The sequence below is a fragment of the Streptomyces sirii genome (genome assembly GCF_045690365.1).
Taxonomy (GTDB): Bacteria; Actinomycetota; Actinomycetes; order Streptomycetales; family Streptomycetaceae; genus Streptomyces; species Streptomyces sirii.
The window spans coordinates 2,300,893-2,316,769 of record NZ_CP147982.1 but is presented as its reverse complement, the minus strand read 5'-3'; the positions used below and the strand labels follow the sequence as shown (position 1 = coordinate 2,316,769).

Annotated in this window: 15 protein-coding genes; 7 read left to right on the top strand and 8 right to left on the bottom strand. The window is 71.9% G+C overall.

Annotated elements, in window-relative coordinates; all coding sequences use genetic code 11:
- Nucleotides 1–22: 22 nt before the first annotated feature.
- On the bottom strand, nucleotides 23–745 hold the full coding sequence (locus tag WAB15_RS10520; RefSeq protein WP_407286055.1) for a Type 1 glutamine amidotransferase-like domain-containing protein: 723 nt from the start codon (nucleotides 743–745) through the stop codon (nucleotides 23–25).
- 151 nt (nucleotides 746–896) lie between these two features.
- Here WAB15_RS10520 and WAB15_RS10515 point away from each other — a divergent pair, with 151 nt between their 5' ends.
- Genes WAB15_RS10515 through WAB15_RS10505 form a run of 3 tightly spaced genes read left to right on the top strand, consistent with a single transcriptional unit; the run spans nucleotide 897 to nucleotide 4,121 of the window.
- Nucleotides 897–1,790 carry a sterol desaturase family protein gene (locus tag WAB15_RS10515; RefSeq protein WP_407286054.1) on the top strand — a complete coding sequence of 298 codons (894 nt, stop codon included), beginning with the start codon at nucleotides 897–899 and terminating at the stop codon, nucleotides 1,788–1,790.
- The gene (locus WAB15_RS10510) at nucleotides 1,787–2,497 is read left to right on the top strand and encodes a lysoplasmalogenase (RefSeq protein ID WP_407286053.1); all 711 of its coding nucleotides are present in this window, start codon (nucleotides 1,787–1,789) and stop codon (nucleotides 2,495–2,497) included. Before WAB15_RS10515 ends, WAB15_RS10510 begins: the two co-directional genes overlap by 4 nt.
- 25 nt (nucleotides 2,498–2,522) lie before the next feature.
- Nucleotides 2,523–4,121, top strand: coding sequence for a TIGR03086 family metal-binding protein (locus WAB15_RS10505; RefSeq protein WP_407286052.1), 1,599 nt, complete (start codon nucleotides 2,523–2,525; stop codon nucleotides 4,119–4,121).
- A gap of 61 nt (nucleotides 4,122–4,182) precedes the next feature.
- Here the strand turns inward: WAB15_RS10505 and WAB15_RS10500 are convergent, their stop codons facing one another.
- Nucleotides 4,183–5,694, bottom strand: coding sequence for a S8 family serine peptidase (locus tag WAB15_RS10500; protein WP_399150011.1), 1,512 nt, complete (start codon nucleotides 5,692–5,694; stop codon nucleotides 4,183–4,185).
- Nucleotides 5,695–5,892: 198 nt separating this feature from the next.
- A complete protein-coding gene (locus WAB15_RS10495) occupies nucleotides 5,893–6,090 on the bottom strand; it encodes a hypothetical protein (RefSeq protein ID WP_399150012.1) in 198 nt (65 codons plus the stop codon).
- Between the two features lie 223 nt (nucleotides 6,091–6,313).
- Between WAB15_RS10495 and WAB15_RS10490 the strand changes: the two genes are divergently transcribed.
- The 3 genes from WAB15_RS10490 to moaA all read left to right on the top strand — a co-directional run bounded on the left by WAB15_RS10490 (nucleotide 6,314) and on the right by moaA (nucleotide 9,507).
- A complete protein-coding gene (locus tag WAB15_RS10490; RefSeq protein WP_407286051.1) occupies nucleotides 6,314–6,658 on the top strand; it encodes a DUF485 domain-containing protein in 345 nt (114 codons plus the stop codon).
- Nucleotides 6,655–8,292, top strand: coding sequence for a cation acetate symporter (locus WAB15_RS10485; protein ID WP_399150014.1), 1,638 nt, complete (start codon nucleotides 6,655–6,657; stop codon nucleotides 8,290–8,292). Before WAB15_RS10490 ends, WAB15_RS10485 begins: the two co-directional genes overlap by 4 nt.
- Nucleotides 8,293–8,517: 225 nt before the next feature.
- Entirely contained in the window at nucleotides 8,518–9,507 is a 990-nt protein-coding gene (gene moaA, locus WAB15_RS10480) for a GTP 3',8-cyclase MoaA (protein WP_407286050.1), read from the top strand.
- Between the two features lie 28 nt (nucleotides 9,508–9,535).
- Here the strand turns inward: moaA and WAB15_RS10475 are convergent, their stop codons facing one another.
- Nucleotides 9,536–9,790: a hypothetical protein gene (locus WAB15_RS10475; RefSeq protein WP_399150016.1), complete on the bottom strand. Its 255-nt coding sequence runs from the start codon at nucleotides 9,788–9,790 to the stop codon at nucleotides 9,536–9,538.
- 222 nt (nucleotides 9,791–10,012) lie between these two features.
- On the bottom strand, nucleotides 10,013–10,387 hold the full coding sequence (locus WAB15_RS10470) for a DUF3099 domain-containing protein (protein WP_399150017.1): 375 nt from the start codon (nucleotides 10,385–10,387) through the stop codon (nucleotides 10,013–10,015).
- A gap of 222 nt (nucleotides 10,388–10,609) precedes the next feature.
- Between WAB15_RS10470 and WAB15_RS10465 the strand changes: the two genes are divergently transcribed.
- The gene (locus WAB15_RS10465; protein ID WP_399150018.1) at nucleotides 10,610–10,885 is read left to right on the top strand and encodes a GlsB/YeaQ/YmgE family stress response membrane protein; all 276 of its coding nucleotides are present in this window, start codon (nucleotides 10,610–10,612) and stop codon (nucleotides 10,883–10,885) included.
- A gap of 127 nt (nucleotides 10,886–11,012) precedes the next feature.
- Here the strand turns inward: WAB15_RS10465 and tyrS are convergent, their stop codons facing one another.
- From tyrS to WAB15_RS10450, 3 genes are all read right to left on the bottom strand, one after another.
- Nucleotides 11,013–12,416, bottom strand: a complete 1,404-nt coding sequence (gene tyrS / locus WAB15_RS10460) for a tyrosine--tRNA ligase (protein WP_399150019.1) — start codon at nucleotides 12,414–12,416, stop codon at nucleotides 11,013–11,015.
- Between the two features lie 149 nt (nucleotides 12,417–12,565).
- Nucleotides 12,566–14,020 carry a metallopeptidase TldD-related protein gene (locus WAB15_RS10455; protein WP_407286049.1) on the bottom strand — a complete coding sequence of 485 codons (1,455 nt, stop codon included), beginning with the start codon at nucleotides 14,018–14,020 and terminating at the stop codon, nucleotides 12,566–12,568.
- A gap of 146 nt (nucleotides 14,021–14,166) precedes the next feature.
- Nucleotides 14,167–15,807 carry a TldD/PmbA family protein gene (locus tag WAB15_RS10450; protein WP_407286048.1) on the bottom strand — a complete coding sequence of 547 codons (1,641 nt, stop codon included), beginning with the start codon at nucleotides 15,805–15,807 and terminating at the stop codon, nucleotides 14,167–14,169.
- Between the last annotated feature and the right edge of the window lie 70 nt (nucleotides 15,808–15,877).

The window sequence follows — 15,877 nt, the reverse complement described above, 5'->3', positions numbered from 1 at the left end:
GCCGCGCAGCGCCGCGGCGGGTTCAGACGGACGCGGCCGTCGAGGGGCCGAGTACCCGGGCGGTCTCCGGGAGCTCCTCCACCGAACCGTTCCCGTCCACCCGGACCCGGCGCAGGGTGGCCCCGGGCGTACGGGTGACGACCTCCGTGAGGCGGCCGCCGGTGAACAGTCCGGCGGCGCCGTCGTCGACCGCCCAGCCTCCGGGAAGCGCGCGGTCGTTGACGGCCGTCAGGTAGCCGGGGCGGCGCTCGGGCTCGCTGTCGTAGTGCGGGCACAGGCTGCCGGGCAGCAGCCCCAGCCCGTCGGCGAGCGGTGCCGGCGGGCCGAAGGAGTCCGAGAACGCGCTCTGGAACCAGCAGCACGCGCCCGCGCTGATGCCGCACAGCAGCACTCCGGCCGCGTACGCCTCGCGCAGCACCGCGTCCAGGCCGTGCAGCCGCCAGACGGCGAGCATGTTGGCGGTGTTGCCGCCCCCGACGTAGACGACGTCCTGCGCGAGGACGAACGCCCGCAGATCGGACACGGTGCGCCGGAGCAGCTCCAGATGGCTCGCCTCGCAGTCCCGCGCGCCGAACGCGGTGTGGAACTTCTCGATGTACCCCGGTGCGTCGCCGCTCGCCGTGGGCACGAAGCACACCCGCGGCCGCGCCCGCCCGGTGGCGGCCAGCACGTAGTCGTCGAGGAGCGTGTCGGGATCGTCGGAGAAGCCGCCGCCGAGCAGGGCGATGGTGGGTGCGGTGGTCATCGGGCCTCGCTTTCCCTCGTCGTGGCCGCGCCTGCGGTACGACGGCAAGCTACCGGCGGTACGCCGTGCCGGGCAGCTGACATCACGTCTCACATACTTCTGAGTAACAACCCCTAGCGGCACCCCTGTCGCCGCCCTTATGGTGCGGTGCATGCCGCACCTGCCCGATGTCGTGTTGTGGTCCGTACCCGCCTTTGTCCTGCTCACCGTGGTCGAGATGGTGAGCTACCGCCTGCATCCCGACGAGGACGCGGCCGGCTACGAAGCCAAGGACGCGGCCACCAGCGTCGGCATGGGGCTGGGCAGCCTGGTCTTCGACGCGCTGTGGAAGATACCCATCGTGGCGATCTACGCCGCGGTCTACGAACTCACCCCGCTGCGGGTGCCGGTGCTGTGGTGGACGCTGCTGCTGATGCTGCTCGCCCAGGACTTCTTCTACTACTGGTCGCACCGCGGCCACCACGTCATCCGCATCCTGTGGGCCTGCCATGTGGTGCACCACTCCAGCAAGAAGTTCAACCTCACCACCGCCCTGCGGCAGCCCTGGACGACCTGGACCGTCTGGCCCTTCTACGTCCCGATGGTCGCCCTCGGCGTGCATCCGGCCGCGATCGCCTTCACCTCCGGCGCCAACCTGGTCTACCAGTTCTGGGTGCACACAGAACGGGTCGGCAAGCTGCCGCGGCCCTTCGAGTTCGTCCTCAACACCCCCTCCCACCACCGCGTCCACCACGCCTCGCAGGGCGGCTACCTGGACCGCAACTTCGGCGGGATCCTGATCATCTGGGACCGGATGTTCGGCTCGTTCGTCGCCGAGACCGAGCAGCCCGTCTACGGCCTCACCAAGAACATCGAGACCCACAACCCGCTGCGGGTGGCCACCCACGAGTACGTCGCCATCGCCCGCGACGTACGGGCCGCGGACAGCTGGAGCGAGCGCGCCGGACGGGTCTTCCGCGGACCGGGCTGGCAGCCTGCCGGGCGGCGGGCGGCCGAGCCGGCCGCCGCCCGGCAGGCTGCCTCGGTCGAGGAGCCCGTGACGTGACGCCGCGCTGGCCGGGCGGCCTGCGGCCGCTGTCCGTGGCGTTCGCCGTGCTGGCCGCCGTGCATCTCGTGGCGCTGCTCACGGGAGCCGAGACCGTCGAGCAGCTCACCAAGCCCGCGCTGATGCCGGTGCTCGCCGGATACGTGCTGGCGCGCGGCGGCCCCGCGCTGCTGGCCGGTGCGCTGCTGTTCGGCTGCGGCGGCGACACCTTCCTCCAGATCGGCGGGGATCTCGTCTTCCTGGTGGGGATGGGCTCGTTCGCCGCCGGGCACCTGTGCTACCTGCTGCTGTTCGCCCGCCACGGAGCGGGACCCGGCCCCGGGCGGCGGGGGCGCACCGCCGCGCTCACCGCCGCGTACGCCGCCGCGCTGGTCGGGACCGTGGCCCTGCTGTGGCCCGGCCTCCCGGCCGAGCTGCGCATCCCGGTCGCCGGCTACAGCCTGCTGCTGACCGCGATGGCCTTCGGGGCGCTGCGCGCCGGCCCCTGGGCCACGGCCGGCGGGCTGCTCTTCCTGCTCTCCGACACCTTGATCGCGAGCGGTATCGCCCACTGGCCGCAGCTGCCCGCCCCCCAGTTCTGGATCATGGTCACCTACGTCGCCGCCCAGTGCGCGCTGACCATCGGCGTCCTGCGGTCCGCCGCCGATGCGGAGCCGCGGCCCCCCTCCCGCCACACGGGAGACGTCCCGGCGGCCGGCGTCGCGTAAGGCGGGCGGATTTGAGTCTCCCCCCGTGGGAGACCCGACAGTGGACGGCATGTACGAGGACGGCGCGGGCCCCCTGACCATCGGCGCGCTGGCGCGCCTGACCGGCGTCCCGGTCAAGACCATCCGTAACTGGTCCGACCAGGGCCTGCTGCCGCCCGCCGCCCGCACCCCCGCGGGCTACCGGCTGTACGGCGGCGACGCCCCGGCCCGCCTGGAGATCGTGCGCAGCCTGCGCGAACTGGGAATCGGGACGGCGGCGATCCGCTCCGTACTGCGGCGCGAGCGCACGCTCGCCGAGACGGCGGCGCAGTGGGCGGACGCGCTGGACGCGCAGATCCGCACCCTGCGGCTGCAGAGCGCCGTGCTGCGAACGGTGGCCGAGCGGGACAGCGCAGCAGAGGAGCTGCCCCACATGACCGAACTGGCCCGCCTGTCGGCCGATGAACGCCGCCGGATCATCGCGGACTTCCTGACCGACGCCCTGGACGGCGTACCCGACTCCGCCTACCGCAGCGGTCTGCTGGCCGCCGTCCCCGACCTGCCCGACGCCCCCACCCCCGAGCAGCTGGGCGCCTGGGTCGAACTGGCCGCCCTGGTCCGCGAGCCGGAGCTGCCGGCCGCACTGCGCAGGCTGGCCGAGTACAGCGCGCGCACCGCGCCGGAGGGCGCCGGCGCGGAAGCGGAAGCGGCCGCCGTGCGCGTCGCCGAGCTGATGCGTGCACGCGCCGAGGCGGCCGTAGCGGCCGGGATCGCCCCCGACTCCCCGGCCGCGGGGCCCGTCGTCGCCGAGCTGGTCGCCGCCTGGCTCCCCACCCAGGCCGGCACCGCCGAGGCGCCCGCCGAGGACGGCCCATCCGCCCGCGCCCGGCTGCTGGAGCAGCTGCGGACCGCGGCCGAGCCGTCCGTCGAGCGCTACTGGCGGCTGCTGTGCGCGGTCACCGGCCGGCCCGCCCCGCCTGACTGGGGCGCCGCGGGCACCTGGACGACCGCGGCCCTGCGCGCCCACCTCCGGCCGCTGGAGGTCGACCGCTCCGTGTTCGAGGAGACCGACCCGCAACGGGTGCTGTACGCCTACCGGCAGGTGATCCGGGACGTCGGCGCTCTGGTGGCCGCCGTACGACCGGCGGACCTCGCGCTGGTGACGCCCTGCGCGGACTGGAGCGTGGCGCGGCTTCTGGACCACATGGTGTGGGAGAACCTGATGGCCGCCTCGATAGCCGAGGGCGACCCGCGCACCGACCACACCGCCGACCACCTCGGCGACGACCACATCGCCGCCTTCGAGGACTCGGCGCGCGCCGCCCTCGCCGCGTTCACCGGCAGCGGGATGCTGCACCGCCGCTACGGGCCCCACGACGCACCCGGCGCGATGATCGTCCAGCAGGTGGTGGTGGAACTCCTCGCCCACGGCTGGGACTTGGCGACGGCGCTGGGCGCGCCGACCGGCCTCGCGCCGGAGGTCGCCGAGGAGACCCTGGCGGCGGCGCACCGGATCTACGGGGCCGCGCCGCGCACCGAGGGCGGATCGTTCGCGCCCGAGCGCCCGGCCCGGCCCGGGGCCACCGCCGCCGACCGGCTCGCGGCCTTCCTCGGCCGCGAGCGGCCCCCGGCCGGGCTCGGCTGACGGAGGCCGGCCCGGCCGGAGCGCCCGGCACACCGTGCGGTGTGCCGGGCGGGGCGCGCGGTTACTTCTTCACCGCGTCCAGGGCATCGACGATGCCGTAGCCGAAGTGGCTGTTGACGTGCTTGGTGCCGGTGCAGGTCGCGTCACCCGTGGGGCAGCCGGGGTTGTCCGCCTGCTGCTTGAGCAGCCACTGGATCTCCTGCGGGCTGGACTTGGGGTGGGCGCTCTTGAGCAGCGCGGCGACGCCGGAGACATGCGGGGACGCCATGGAGGTGCCGGCCAGGTAGGCCCAGTCGCCGCCCGGCATGGTGGAGAGGATGTTGCCGTTCTTGGCGGGCAGCTCGGGAACCTGCTTCGAGTCGCCGCCCGGTGCGGCCACATCGATCTGGCCGAGCCCGTAGTTCGAGTAGCCGGACTTGAGCTTTTGCACGCCGGTCGCCGCGACGGTCACCGTGCCCGGCAGCTGGGTGGGCACATCCCAGCAGGTCTTCGGGTTGATGGTGCGCTCGACGGGGGTGGAGTCGTTCGGGCTGCTGGCGTCGGGGAGCTTGGCGGCCCCCAGATCGAGGTTGGAGTTGCCCGCGGCGGCGATGTTGATCGCCCCCTTGCGCTGGGCGTAGCTCGCCGCACGGCCGACCGCGTCAACGATGGCGGCCTGGTCGGCGTCATCCTTGCAGTTGAACATCCACGGGTCGACGTAGTAGCTGTTGTTGGTGACCTCGACGCCGTGGTCGGCCGCGAAGACGAAGGCGCACACCACGCTCTCGGCGTAGAACAGGCTCGTCTCCGGCTCGCTGACCTTGATCGCGGAGACCTTCACGCCCGGGGCGACGCCCGCCACGCCGACGCCGTTGCGGGCCGCGGCGATCGTGCCCGCGACATGGGTGCCGTGGTAGTCGCTGTCGGCGTCCCAGGGGCGCCAGGACCCCTTGGAGGTGTCGGCCACGCCGCCGACGCAGTTGGCGGACTGCTTCGCGGAGAAGTTGGCCTTCAGGTCCGGGTGGGTGTCGTCCACGCCGGTGTCGATGACGGCGACGGTGACGTCCCGGCTGCCGGGGTTCACCTGCGCGGCCTTGTCGGCCTTGATGGCGGGCAGGTCCCACTGCAACGGCTCCAGCGGCTCCTGGCCGTTCGCCTTCGCCGCGCTGCCGGCCGCCTTGAGCTGCGACTTCGTCAGGTCCACCTTCTGCGGCTTGCCGACGTCGGTGGTGCCCGAGGCCTTCAGGGGCGCGGTCCGGCTGGCGCCGGCGGTCTGCACGCCCGGCACCGTCCGTATGGTGGCGGCGAACTGCGGGTTCGCCGAGTGGACGACGATCACGCCTATCTGCTCATGGGCGACGATCACCTTCCCGCCGGCCTTGGCTATCGCCTTCTGCACCTTGCCGACGGTGGCATGACCGGGCGTGGTGTTCACGACGTACGAGAGCAGCGGGCCGTCGGCCTGCGCGGCGGCCGGGACGGAGTCCTGGGGCGCGGCGGTGGCCGCGTTCGGCAGGAAGCCGAGCGACGCCGTCAGGGCCAGCCCGAGCGGTACGGCCAGCGCCCGCATGCGTCTGGATCGGGGATGTGCCATGGGGGTACTCCACATCATCCGTGAGACCGCCCGTACGCGGGTTTGCGCACGGGCGGATGCAGTGAGACGTGAAGTTATCGGCGATCACTGACGCACAGCAATGGAACGGGGAGAAAACCTGTCAGGAGTGGTGAATTGATGTGCTGTCAGCTTGGGGCCGCCGCTCGGTTCGCGGGACCTGGCCCGCCGGGCGCCCCGTCAGTCGCCGCGCCGCAGCGTGGCGATGCTCAGCAGCGGCAGGGGGATCCGCGGGCCGTACCAGCGGCGCGCCGCCGGGGCGGTCTCCGGGCGCGGCCGCGACGGGGCGACGGTGAGCGGCGCCGGCAGCCGGACGCTGCCGTACGGGCGCCGGCGGGGAGCGGAGGGCTGCGGGGCCTGATGGGGCGGCGGGTTCACATCGGGCTCAACGAATCGCCCCGCGCGCGGTGGCGGTCGCCGCGGCCGTTCCCCCGAATTTTCCTCGGGGATTCAACCAACGCCCCTCTGTCGCAACGTGTGGCGCGGCCCTACCATGCGTGATCAACATCACTTACGCGGGCTTTACGTCGACCGGACCGTCCCCCGTGCGGACCCGGTGCACCAGCCCCGAGCCAGCCGCCCCCTCGCGTCAGGAGATTCCGTGAGCGCCGCACCCACCATCGATCCGGGGACGCATGAGCCGCCCGACTACATCCAGGTGCAGTCGAGCGCGGAATTCAACGAACTCCGCAGTGCACACCGCTCGTTCGCCTTCCCGGTGACCGTCGCCTTCATCGCCTGGTACCTCGGGTACGTACTGCTGTCGAGCTACGCCGGCGGCTTCATGGCCACCAAGGTCCTCGGCAACGTCAACGTCGCCTTCGTGCTCGGCATCGCCCAGTTCGCGACCACCTTCCTGATCGCCTGGTGGTACTCCCGGCACGCCGCCGCCAAGCTCGACCCCAAGGCCGAGGTCATCAAGTCCCGCCTGGAGGGTGACGCATGACCCCCGCTCAGCAGCCGCTCGTGCTCCAGCTCGCGGCCGGCGGCGCGGGTGAGCACCGCGCCCTGATCATCACCCTGTTCGCCGTCTTCGTCGCCGCCACCCTCGGCATCACCGTCTGGGCCGGCCGTCAGACCAAGGGCACGGAGGACTTCTACGCCGGCGGCCGGCAGTTCAGCGGCTTCCAGAACGGCCTGGCCATCTCCGGCGACTACATGTCCGCCGCGTCCTTCCTGGGCATCGCCGGTGCCATCGCCCTCTTCGGCTACGACGGCTTCCTCTACTCCATCGGGTTCCTCGTCGCCTGGCTCGTCGCGCTGCTGCTGGTCGCCGAACCGCTGCGCAACTCCGGCCGGTTCACCATGGGCGACGTCCTGGCCTACCGGATGCGCCAGCGCCCGGTCCGCACGGCCGCGGGCACCTCCACCATCATCGTGTCGATCTTCTACCTGCTCGCCCAGATGGCCGGCGCCGGGGCCCTGGTCACCCTGCTGCTGGGCATCACCAGCGAGGCCGGCAAGATCCTGGTCGTCGTCATCGTCGGCATCGTGATGATCCTCTACGTCAGCATCGGCGGCATGAAGGGCACCACCTGGGTGCAGATGGTCAAGGCGGTCCTGCTGATCGCCGGCACCCTGCTGATCACGTTCCTGGTGGCGCTCAAGTTCCACTTCGACATCTCCGCGCTGCTCGGCGCGGCCGCGGAGAACAGCGGCAAGGGCTCCGCCTTCCTGGAACCCGGCCTCAAGTACGGTGCCACCGCCACCTCGAAGATCGACTTCATCTCGCTGGGCATCGCGCTCGTCCTGGGCACCGCGGGCCTGCCGCACATCCTCATCCGCTTCTACACCGTCCCCACCGCCAAGGCCGCCCGCAAGTCGGTGAACTGGGCGATCGGCATCATCGGCGTCTTCTACCTGATGACCATCGCGCTGGGCTTCGGTGCCGCGGCCCTGATCAAGCCCGACACGATCACCGCCTCCAACAAGGCCGGCAACACCGCGGCGCCGCTCCTCGCCGAGGCGATCGGCGGCGGCGCGGGCTCCACCGGCGGCGCCATCCTGCTCGCCGTGATCTCCGCGGTGGCCTTCGCCACGATCCTCGCGGTGGTCGCCGGCCTGACCCTCGCCTCGTCCTCGTCCTTCGCGCACGACCTGTACGTCAACGTCATCCGCAAGGGCGGCGCCACCGAGAAGGAGGAGGTCGGCGCGGCCCGCTGGGCGACCGTCGGCATCGGCGCGGTCGCCATCGTGCTGGGCGTCTTCGCCCGCGGGCTGAACGTCGCCGGCCTGGTGGCGCTCGCCTTCGCGGTCGCCGCCTCCGCCAACCTCCCGACGATCCTCTACAGCCTGTTCTGGAAGCGCTTCACCACCCAGGGCGCGCTTTGGTCCATCTACGGAGGCCTCGCCTCCTCCGTCTTCCTGGTGCTCTTCTCGCCGGTCGTCTCCGGCAAGGAGACCTCCATGTTCCCCGGCGCGGACTTCGGCTTCTTCCCGCTGGAGAACCCGGGCCTGATCTCCATCCCGCTGGGCTTCCTGCTCGGCTGGCTGGGCTCGCTGCTGTCCAAGGAGGAGCCGGACGTCAAGAAGTACGCCGAACTGGAGGTCCGCTCGCTGACCGGCACCGGGGCGCACTAGCCGCCCGCACGGTGCGCGCGCACTGAGTCGTCCGTACAGGACCGGGGCGGGGTGGTGTCGTAGATCCCTACGACGCCACCCCGCCCACGTCGTGCTTCTCATCTCTGCTCGCTGTCACACCCATCGCGTAGGCTCGAAGAGGTACTGATCCACACGGGAGACGTACCAAGGCGAACCAGGACGTCAAAAGACGTCCCGAGCCGTCCGTCCCGGGGAGGGGGCCCTGTGCTCATCGACACCTACGGTCGTGTGGCCACCGACCTGCGCGTTTCGCTCACCGACCGCTGCAATCTGCGGTGCACGTACTGCATGCCCGAAGAGGGCCTGCAGTGGCTCGCCAAGCCCGATCTGCTCACCGACGACGAGATCGTCCGGCTGATCGCCATCGCGGTGCGCGACCTGGGTATCGAAGAGGTCCGCTTCACGGGCGGTGAGCCGCTGCTCCGCCCCGGCCTGGTCGGCATCGTCGAGCGGGTCGCCGCCCTCACCCCCCGCCCCAAGATGTCGCTGACCACCAACGGCATAGGCCTTCAGCGCACGGCCGCGGCACTGCGCGACGCCGGCCTCGACCGCGTCAACGTCTCCCTCGACACCCTGCGCCCCGACGTCTTCCAGGCCATGACCCGCCGCAAGCGGCACGACGACGTGCTCCGCGGCCTCGAAGCGGCCCGCGAAGCCGGTCTGACCCCGGTCAAGGTCAACGCCGTCCTGATGCCGGGTCTCAACGACGACGAGGCTCCCGACCTGCTCGCCTGGGCGATCGCCCAGGACTACGAGCTCCGCTTCATCGAGCAGATGCCGCTCGACGCCCAGCACGGCTGGAAGCGCGACGGCATGATCACCGCCGGTGACATCCTCGCCTCGCTGCGCACCCGCTTCGAGCTCACCCCCGAGGGCCAGGACGAGCGCGGCTCCGCGCCCGCCGAGCGCTGGCAGGTCGACGGCGGACCGCACCGCGTCGGCGTGATCGCCTCCGTCACCCGCCCGTTCTGCCGCGCCTGCGACCGCACCCGTCTGACGGCCGACGGCCAGGTCCGTACCTGCCTGTTCGCCACCGAGGAGACCGATCTGCGGACGGCGCTGCGCTCCGGGGCGCCCGACGAAGAGATCGCGCGCATATGGAAGCGCGCGATGTGGGGCAAGAAGGCGGGCTCCGGCCTGGACGATCCGTCCTTCCTGCAGCCCGAGCGGCCGATGTCCTCGATCGGCGGCTGACCCGCCGCGCGCTCCCCGGCGCCCGGCATCACTTCCCGGCGGTGGAAGCCTCCCACTCCTGAAGCGTCACCACGTCCTTGAGGAAGCCGCGCACGCCGAGGAACTGCGACAGATGCTCCCGGTGCTCCTCACAGGCCAGCCAGGTCTTACGGCGGTCCGGCGTGTGCAGCTTCGGGTTGTTCCAGGCCAGCACCCAGACGGCGGCGGCTCGGCAGCCCTTGGCGGAACAGATGACCGCGGCGTCGCCGCCTGCGGTGGAGTCGGGAAGATCAGGGGAGTTCACGGCCTCAACCCTACGTCCTGCGGCCCGGGGCCCTGGAGGCCGTGACCGGGAGCGGACATGACGACGCCGGGCAGCCACGGGGGGAGCCGCCCGGCGTCGGTCCGTCGCTCCGACGGGGGATGCGGAGCGCGTTACGCAGTATGTCACGGGGAATGGTGCGCGGTGCACCGGAACTCCACGATTGATCTGAGCTTTTCTTGAGCTTTGCAGACCGAATGCTGATCAGTGGGCGTCGGGGCGGGGCGTGGACGTGTCCGCCGCGGGCCGCTCCGGTTCGGATTCCGCTGGTGCGGTGGGGGAACCCGGCGTCAGCATCGGCCTGGTCGGCCCCGCGACGAAGGTTTTCGGAAGCGAAGGGGCGTTCTCCCGGCCCGCGTTGGCGATCACCACCGCGATATAGGGCAGCGCCATCCCCAGCACCAGCGTCGCAATGGCAACGGGCCGTTCGACGTTCCACAGCACGACGGTCAGCAGCACGGCCACCGTCCGCACCACCATCGAGATCACATACCGCCGCTGCCGCCCGCGCACGTCCTCGGACAGCCCCTGGCGAGCCCCTGTGATCCGGAAGGCCTGGCCGCTGCTCTGCTTCCGCATCACGTTCCACCACCTGCTAGGTCATGCCGGATTCTCCCCGGTCTCCGGTCGGTTTCCACGGTACGCCGCACCTGCGCCGCCTTCGAGACCGGGGCCTGCCCCCGTTCGGCCGGGTCCGCCGGGACGAATGGTGGATCATCGGCTCCGGCGTGCGGCGTAGCCGATGCGGAGTGACACTGACGGGGCGACCCTCACGCGCACCGCGCCGTAAGAGGAGGCGACATGACGTGGTTGTGGGCGATCATCGTGGGCCTGGTGCTGGGCCTGATCGCGAAGGCCATCATCCCGGGCAAGCAGCAGATCCCGCTCTGGCTGACCGTGATCTTCGGCATGGTGGGCAGCGTCCTCGGCAACTGGCTGGCCACCGGCATCGGCGTCAACGAGACCAGCGGCATCGACTGGATCCGGCACCTGCTGCAACTGGTCGGCGCGGTCCTCGTCGTCGGCATCGGCGACCGCTTGTGGGTATCCATGCGCGGCCGTAAGACAACGGCCTAGCGGTCCGGCGGTTCAGAGGCCCGGGGGAGACGCCCGAAGCCTGCCGACTCCGGCCCGGGGCAGGAAAAAACGGAGGCGGCCGGTGCGTACTCACGCGCACCGGCCGCCTCCGCACAAGCGCGTCCGGTCAGCGGCCCGCGAGCTGCGCCAGCTTCCGGCCGGCCTTGAGGTACGCGACCCCGGCCGGGTCCGTCAGCTTCTCGGCCAGCACCTCGTTCAGCGGCCGGATCGCCTCGGCCTCCGCGAGCACCACCGTCTGCTGGCCGTCCTCGCCCTCCACGACCAGCCGCAGCGCGTTCTGCTTGGCCAGCCGCCGTGCCGCCGAGGCGCTCGGCGTGAACTCCAGCACCTTGGTCAGCACCGCGGCCACCGTCTCCGCGCCGTGCTCGGCGACATCGACGACCGGCAGCGACTCCACGTCGGAGAAGGACTTCTTGGAGAACTGCGCGATGAAGCCGGCGCGCGCCGCCATCGCCGCCTCCAGGCCGTACAGCGCGGCCACGACCTCGCCCGCGAGGACCTTCTTGAGGTCCATCGGGTGCAGCGAGCGGTCCGCGACCCGGCCCAGGACGAGCGCGATCTCCTCGTCCGTCCACTCCGTCCACGCCTTGAGGTACGGCTCCATCAGCCGGTCCGGCACCGACATGATCTTGCCGAAGACATCGTCGGCGGGCGCGCCCAGACCGACGTAGTTGCCCTTGGACTTCGACATCTTGGCGCCGGTGCCGTCCGTGCCCTCGATCAGCGGCATGGTCACCACCAGCTGCGGCCGCTGCCCGCGCAGCTCCATCAGCTTGCGGCCCATCTGCAGATTGAGCAGCTGGTCGGAACCGCCCAGCTCGACATCGCACTCCAGCGCCACCGAGTCCAGGCCCTGAGCGATGGGGTAGAGCAGCTCCGTCATCGTCAGACCGGAGCCGGCCGCGAGCCGGTTGCGGAAGTCCTCGCGCTGCAGCAGCTGCGAGGCCGGCACCTGGGCGAGCAGCGCGAGCAGCTCGGGGAAGGTGTACGGCGCCAGCCACTCGCTGTTCTGCCGGAAGCTGACCTTCTCGAAGTCGAAGAAGGGGCGGACCTGTTCGCGGTAGGTGGCGAGGTTGTGCGCGATGTCCTCGTCGGTGAGCGGCGGGCGCTCTGCCGTACGGCCCGACGGGTCGCCGATCTTGGCGGTGAAGTCACCGATGATCAGCGTGACGTCGTGGCCGAGCCGCTGGAACCGGCTCAGCACGATCAGCGGCACCGCATGCCCCAGGTGCACATCGGTCGCCGTCGGGTCGATGCCCAGCTTGATGTGCAGGCCCTTGCCGGCCGCCCGGCGCTCCTCGATCCGCTCGGCCAGCTTCTCCACGCCCGGCAGCACCTCGACCGTACGGGCCGCGATCAGCTCGGCCTGCTCCTTGGCGGGCAGGTCCGTCAGATCGAGATAGCGCCGGTCGCCCGTCTCCTTGAGCAGCTCCCGGACGGTGCCGTCCGAGGAGAGGTCGGTGGAGAGCAGAGTGCTGGCGCGGGCGACGGATTCGCCGAGGCGTGTCATGGCGTTCCTGATCGATCGGGTTTCCCGTGAGGGAGGACAGGGCGCCCCGGAAGGGACAGGGCTAAAGCATATTGCTATTGCAGCGGTCCCCACGCGCGGGTTTGCGCGCATGCGGTCCGCCACCGGGGCCGGGGCGTCCCGTCCGGCTGCTACACCCCCTGGCTGACCGAGCTCATATTGAAGTCCGGGACGCGCAGCGCGGGCATCGCCGCCCGGGTGAAGTAGTCGCTCCACTCCCGCGGCAGGGTCCGCTCCGTACGGCCCGCCTCCACCGCCCGGGACAGCACGTCCACCGGCGACTCGTTGAACCGGAAGTTGTTGACCTCACCGGTCACCTCGCCGTTCTCGACCAGATAGACGCCGTCCCGGGTCAGCCCGGTCAGCAGCAGCGTCGCCGGATCGACCTCGCGGATGTACCACAGGCAGGTCAGCAGCAGCGCGGGACCGTCGTGCCCGGAGGCCGCGACCATCTCGTCCAGGGAGCGCGAACCGCCGCCCTCCAGCAGGAGGTTGTCGATGGCCGGCGCCACCGGAAGGCCGGTCAGCCCGGCGCTGTGCCGGGTGGTCACCAGCCGGTTCAGCACGCCCTCGTGCACCCAGTCGGTGGCCGCGAGCGGCAGCCCGTTGTCGAAGACCGACGCATCGTCCCCGGAGGAGTGCGCCAGCACGAACGGCGCGCACTCCAGACCGGCCGCCCCCGGGTCGCTGCGCAGCGTCAGCGGCAGCTCGCTGAGCCGCTCGCCGATCCGGGTGCCGGCGCCGGGACGGCCGGCGGCCTCGTCGGCCCCGGCCGGCCGGGAGAAGACCGTACGGCCCTCGGCGGCGTCCCGGGCCCCGGACGACCAGATCTGGTAGATCAGCAGATCGGCGACGGCGGTCGGCGGCAGCAGCGTCTCGTACCGCCCGGCGGGCAGCTCGATCCGCCGCTCGGCCCAGCCCAGCCGCCGGCCCAGCTCGGCGTCCAGCTCCCGCGGATCGACGTCGGTGAAGTCCCGGGTCGCCCGCCCGGCCCAGGCCGAGCGGGGCACCGCTCCGTCGGCGCCCGGGGCCTTGGCGTTCAGCTCCAGCGTCCCGGTGGGCTGGTCGTGCCGCAGCCGCAACCCGGCCGAGGTGCCCAGATACGACGAGACCATGCCGTGGTGGGCGAAGCCGTACAGCTCACGGCCGCCGGAGCGGGCCTGCCCGAAGGCCTCCCCGAGGGCCGGTGCGAACGCCGCGAAGACGTCCGAGGAGGTCTCGGCGGGCGCGTCGGTGAAGTCGGCGGACGCCTTCTCGCCGCCGACCAGCGGCCGGGCGTCCTCGGCGGGCCCGGCGTCCCGGGCGGCCGCCTCCGCGGCCCGTACCAGCGGCTCCAGGTCGTCGGCGGTCACCGCCGAACGGGAGACCACACCCGACGCGGTGCCCTGCCCGCCGTCCACCGTCGCCACGACCGTGAGGGTGCGGCCGCGGGTGACGCCGTTGGTGGTGAGCGCGTTGCCCGCCCAGCGCAGATTGGCGCTGGAGTGCTCGTCCGCGATGACCACACAGCCGTCGGCGCGGGACAACTCCAGCGCCCGCTCGACGATCTCGTGCGGCCTGCTCGTACGGGGCGTACGCGTGCTCATCGACCGGCCTCCTGCAGGGTGTTCACGGTGTTGACGCCCTCGAACCGGGCGGACGGACGGCGGTGCGGGACGGCGGTGGTGCGGGACGGCGGTGGTGGTCGCCGGTGCAGAGACTACCCACCGGCCGCGCCGCCGAAGGGGCACCCTCAGTCGCGCCCCGACTCGGCCGAGGTGTTGAGGATGTTCACTCCCCGGAACAGCGCGGACGGGCAGCCGTGGGACACCGCGGCGACCTGTCCCGGCTGGGCCTTGCCGCAGTTGAAGGCGCCACCGAGGACATAGGTCTGCGGCCCGCCGAGCGCGGTCATCGAGCCCCAGAACTCCGGGGTGACCCCCTGGTACGCGACGTCCCGGAGCTGCCCGCGGAGCCGCCCGTCGCGGATCGCGTAGGCCCGCTGCTGGGTGAACTGGAAGTTGTAGCGCTGCATGTCGATCGACCAGGAGCGGTCGCCGACCACGTAGATGCCGCGCTCCACCCCGGCGATCAGCTCGTCGGTGGACGGCCCCTCCGGCGCCGGTCGCAGCGAGACGTTCGCCATCCGCTGGACCGGCACATGGCTCGGCGAGTCCGCGTACGCGCACCCGTTGGAGCGCGCGAAGCCCGTCGACTTCGCGATACGGCGGTCGAGTTGGTAGCCGACCAGGGTCCCGTCCTTGACCAGGTCCCAGGACTGCGCGGCCACTCCCTCGTCGTCGTAGCCGATCGTCGCCAGACCGTGCTCGGCGGTCCGGTCGCCGGTCACGTTCATGATCTCGGAGCCGTACGCCAGCTTGCCCAGCTGGTCGAAGGTGGCGAACGAGGTCCCCGCGTACGCCGCCTCGTAGCCCAGCGCCCTGTCCAGCTCGGTCGCGTGCCCGATCGACTCGTGGATCGTCAGCCAGAGATTGGACGGATCCACCACCAGGTCGTACGCGCCGGCCTCGACGCTCGGCGCGCGCATCTTCTCGGCGAGGTACTCCGGGATCCTGGCCAGCTCGCCGTCCCAGTCCCAGTGACCGCCGGTCAGATACTCCCAGCCGCGCCCGACCGGCGGGGCGAGGGTGCGCATCGAGTCGAAGTCGCCGGCCGGGTCCACCGCGACCGCGGTCAGCTGCGGATGCAGCCGGATGCGCTGCTGGGTGGTGCTGGTGCCCGCGGTGTCCGCGTAGAACTTGTTCTCCTGGACGGTCATCAGCGAGGCGTCCGCGTGCGCCACGCCCTCGGCGGCCAGCAGCCGCGCGCTCCACTCCGCCAGCAGCTCGGTCTTCTCGGCGTCCGGCACGTCGAAGGGGTTGACCTCGTACGAGGAGACCCAGGTGCGGTCCGGATGCGCCGGCTCCGCCGCCAGCTCCACCCGCCCACCCGTCGCCCACCGCCACCCTTCGTCAGAAGCGCTTCGCGCTGCCCCTCCCGATTCCGTCGCCCACCGCCACCCTTCGACGGAAGCGCTTCGCGCCGCCCCGCCCGATTCCGCGGCCTCGGTCACCTTCGCCGACAGCTTCGCCATCGCCACCGCCTGCGAGGCCACCCGCGCCGCCGCGTCCATCGTCAGATCCACCCCGGACGCGAAGCCCCAGGCCCCGCCGTGCACCACCCGCACCGCGTAGCCGAGGTCGGTGCTGTCCGAGGTCCCCGACGTCCGGGCGTCCCGCAGCCGCCAGGAGGCACTGCGGATCCGCTCCAGGCGGAAGTCCGCGTGGTCGGCGCCCAGCGCGCGGGCCCGGGCCAGCGCGGCGTCGGCCAGCGCGCGCAGCGGCAGGGCCAGGAACGATGCGTCGAGGGCGTGGGCATGGGGTGCAGCAGGCAAAGCGTCCTCCCGTGGTCGGCGCCTGCATCATGCCCTGCGCCGCGCCCCCGGCCCAGAGGACACCCGCGCG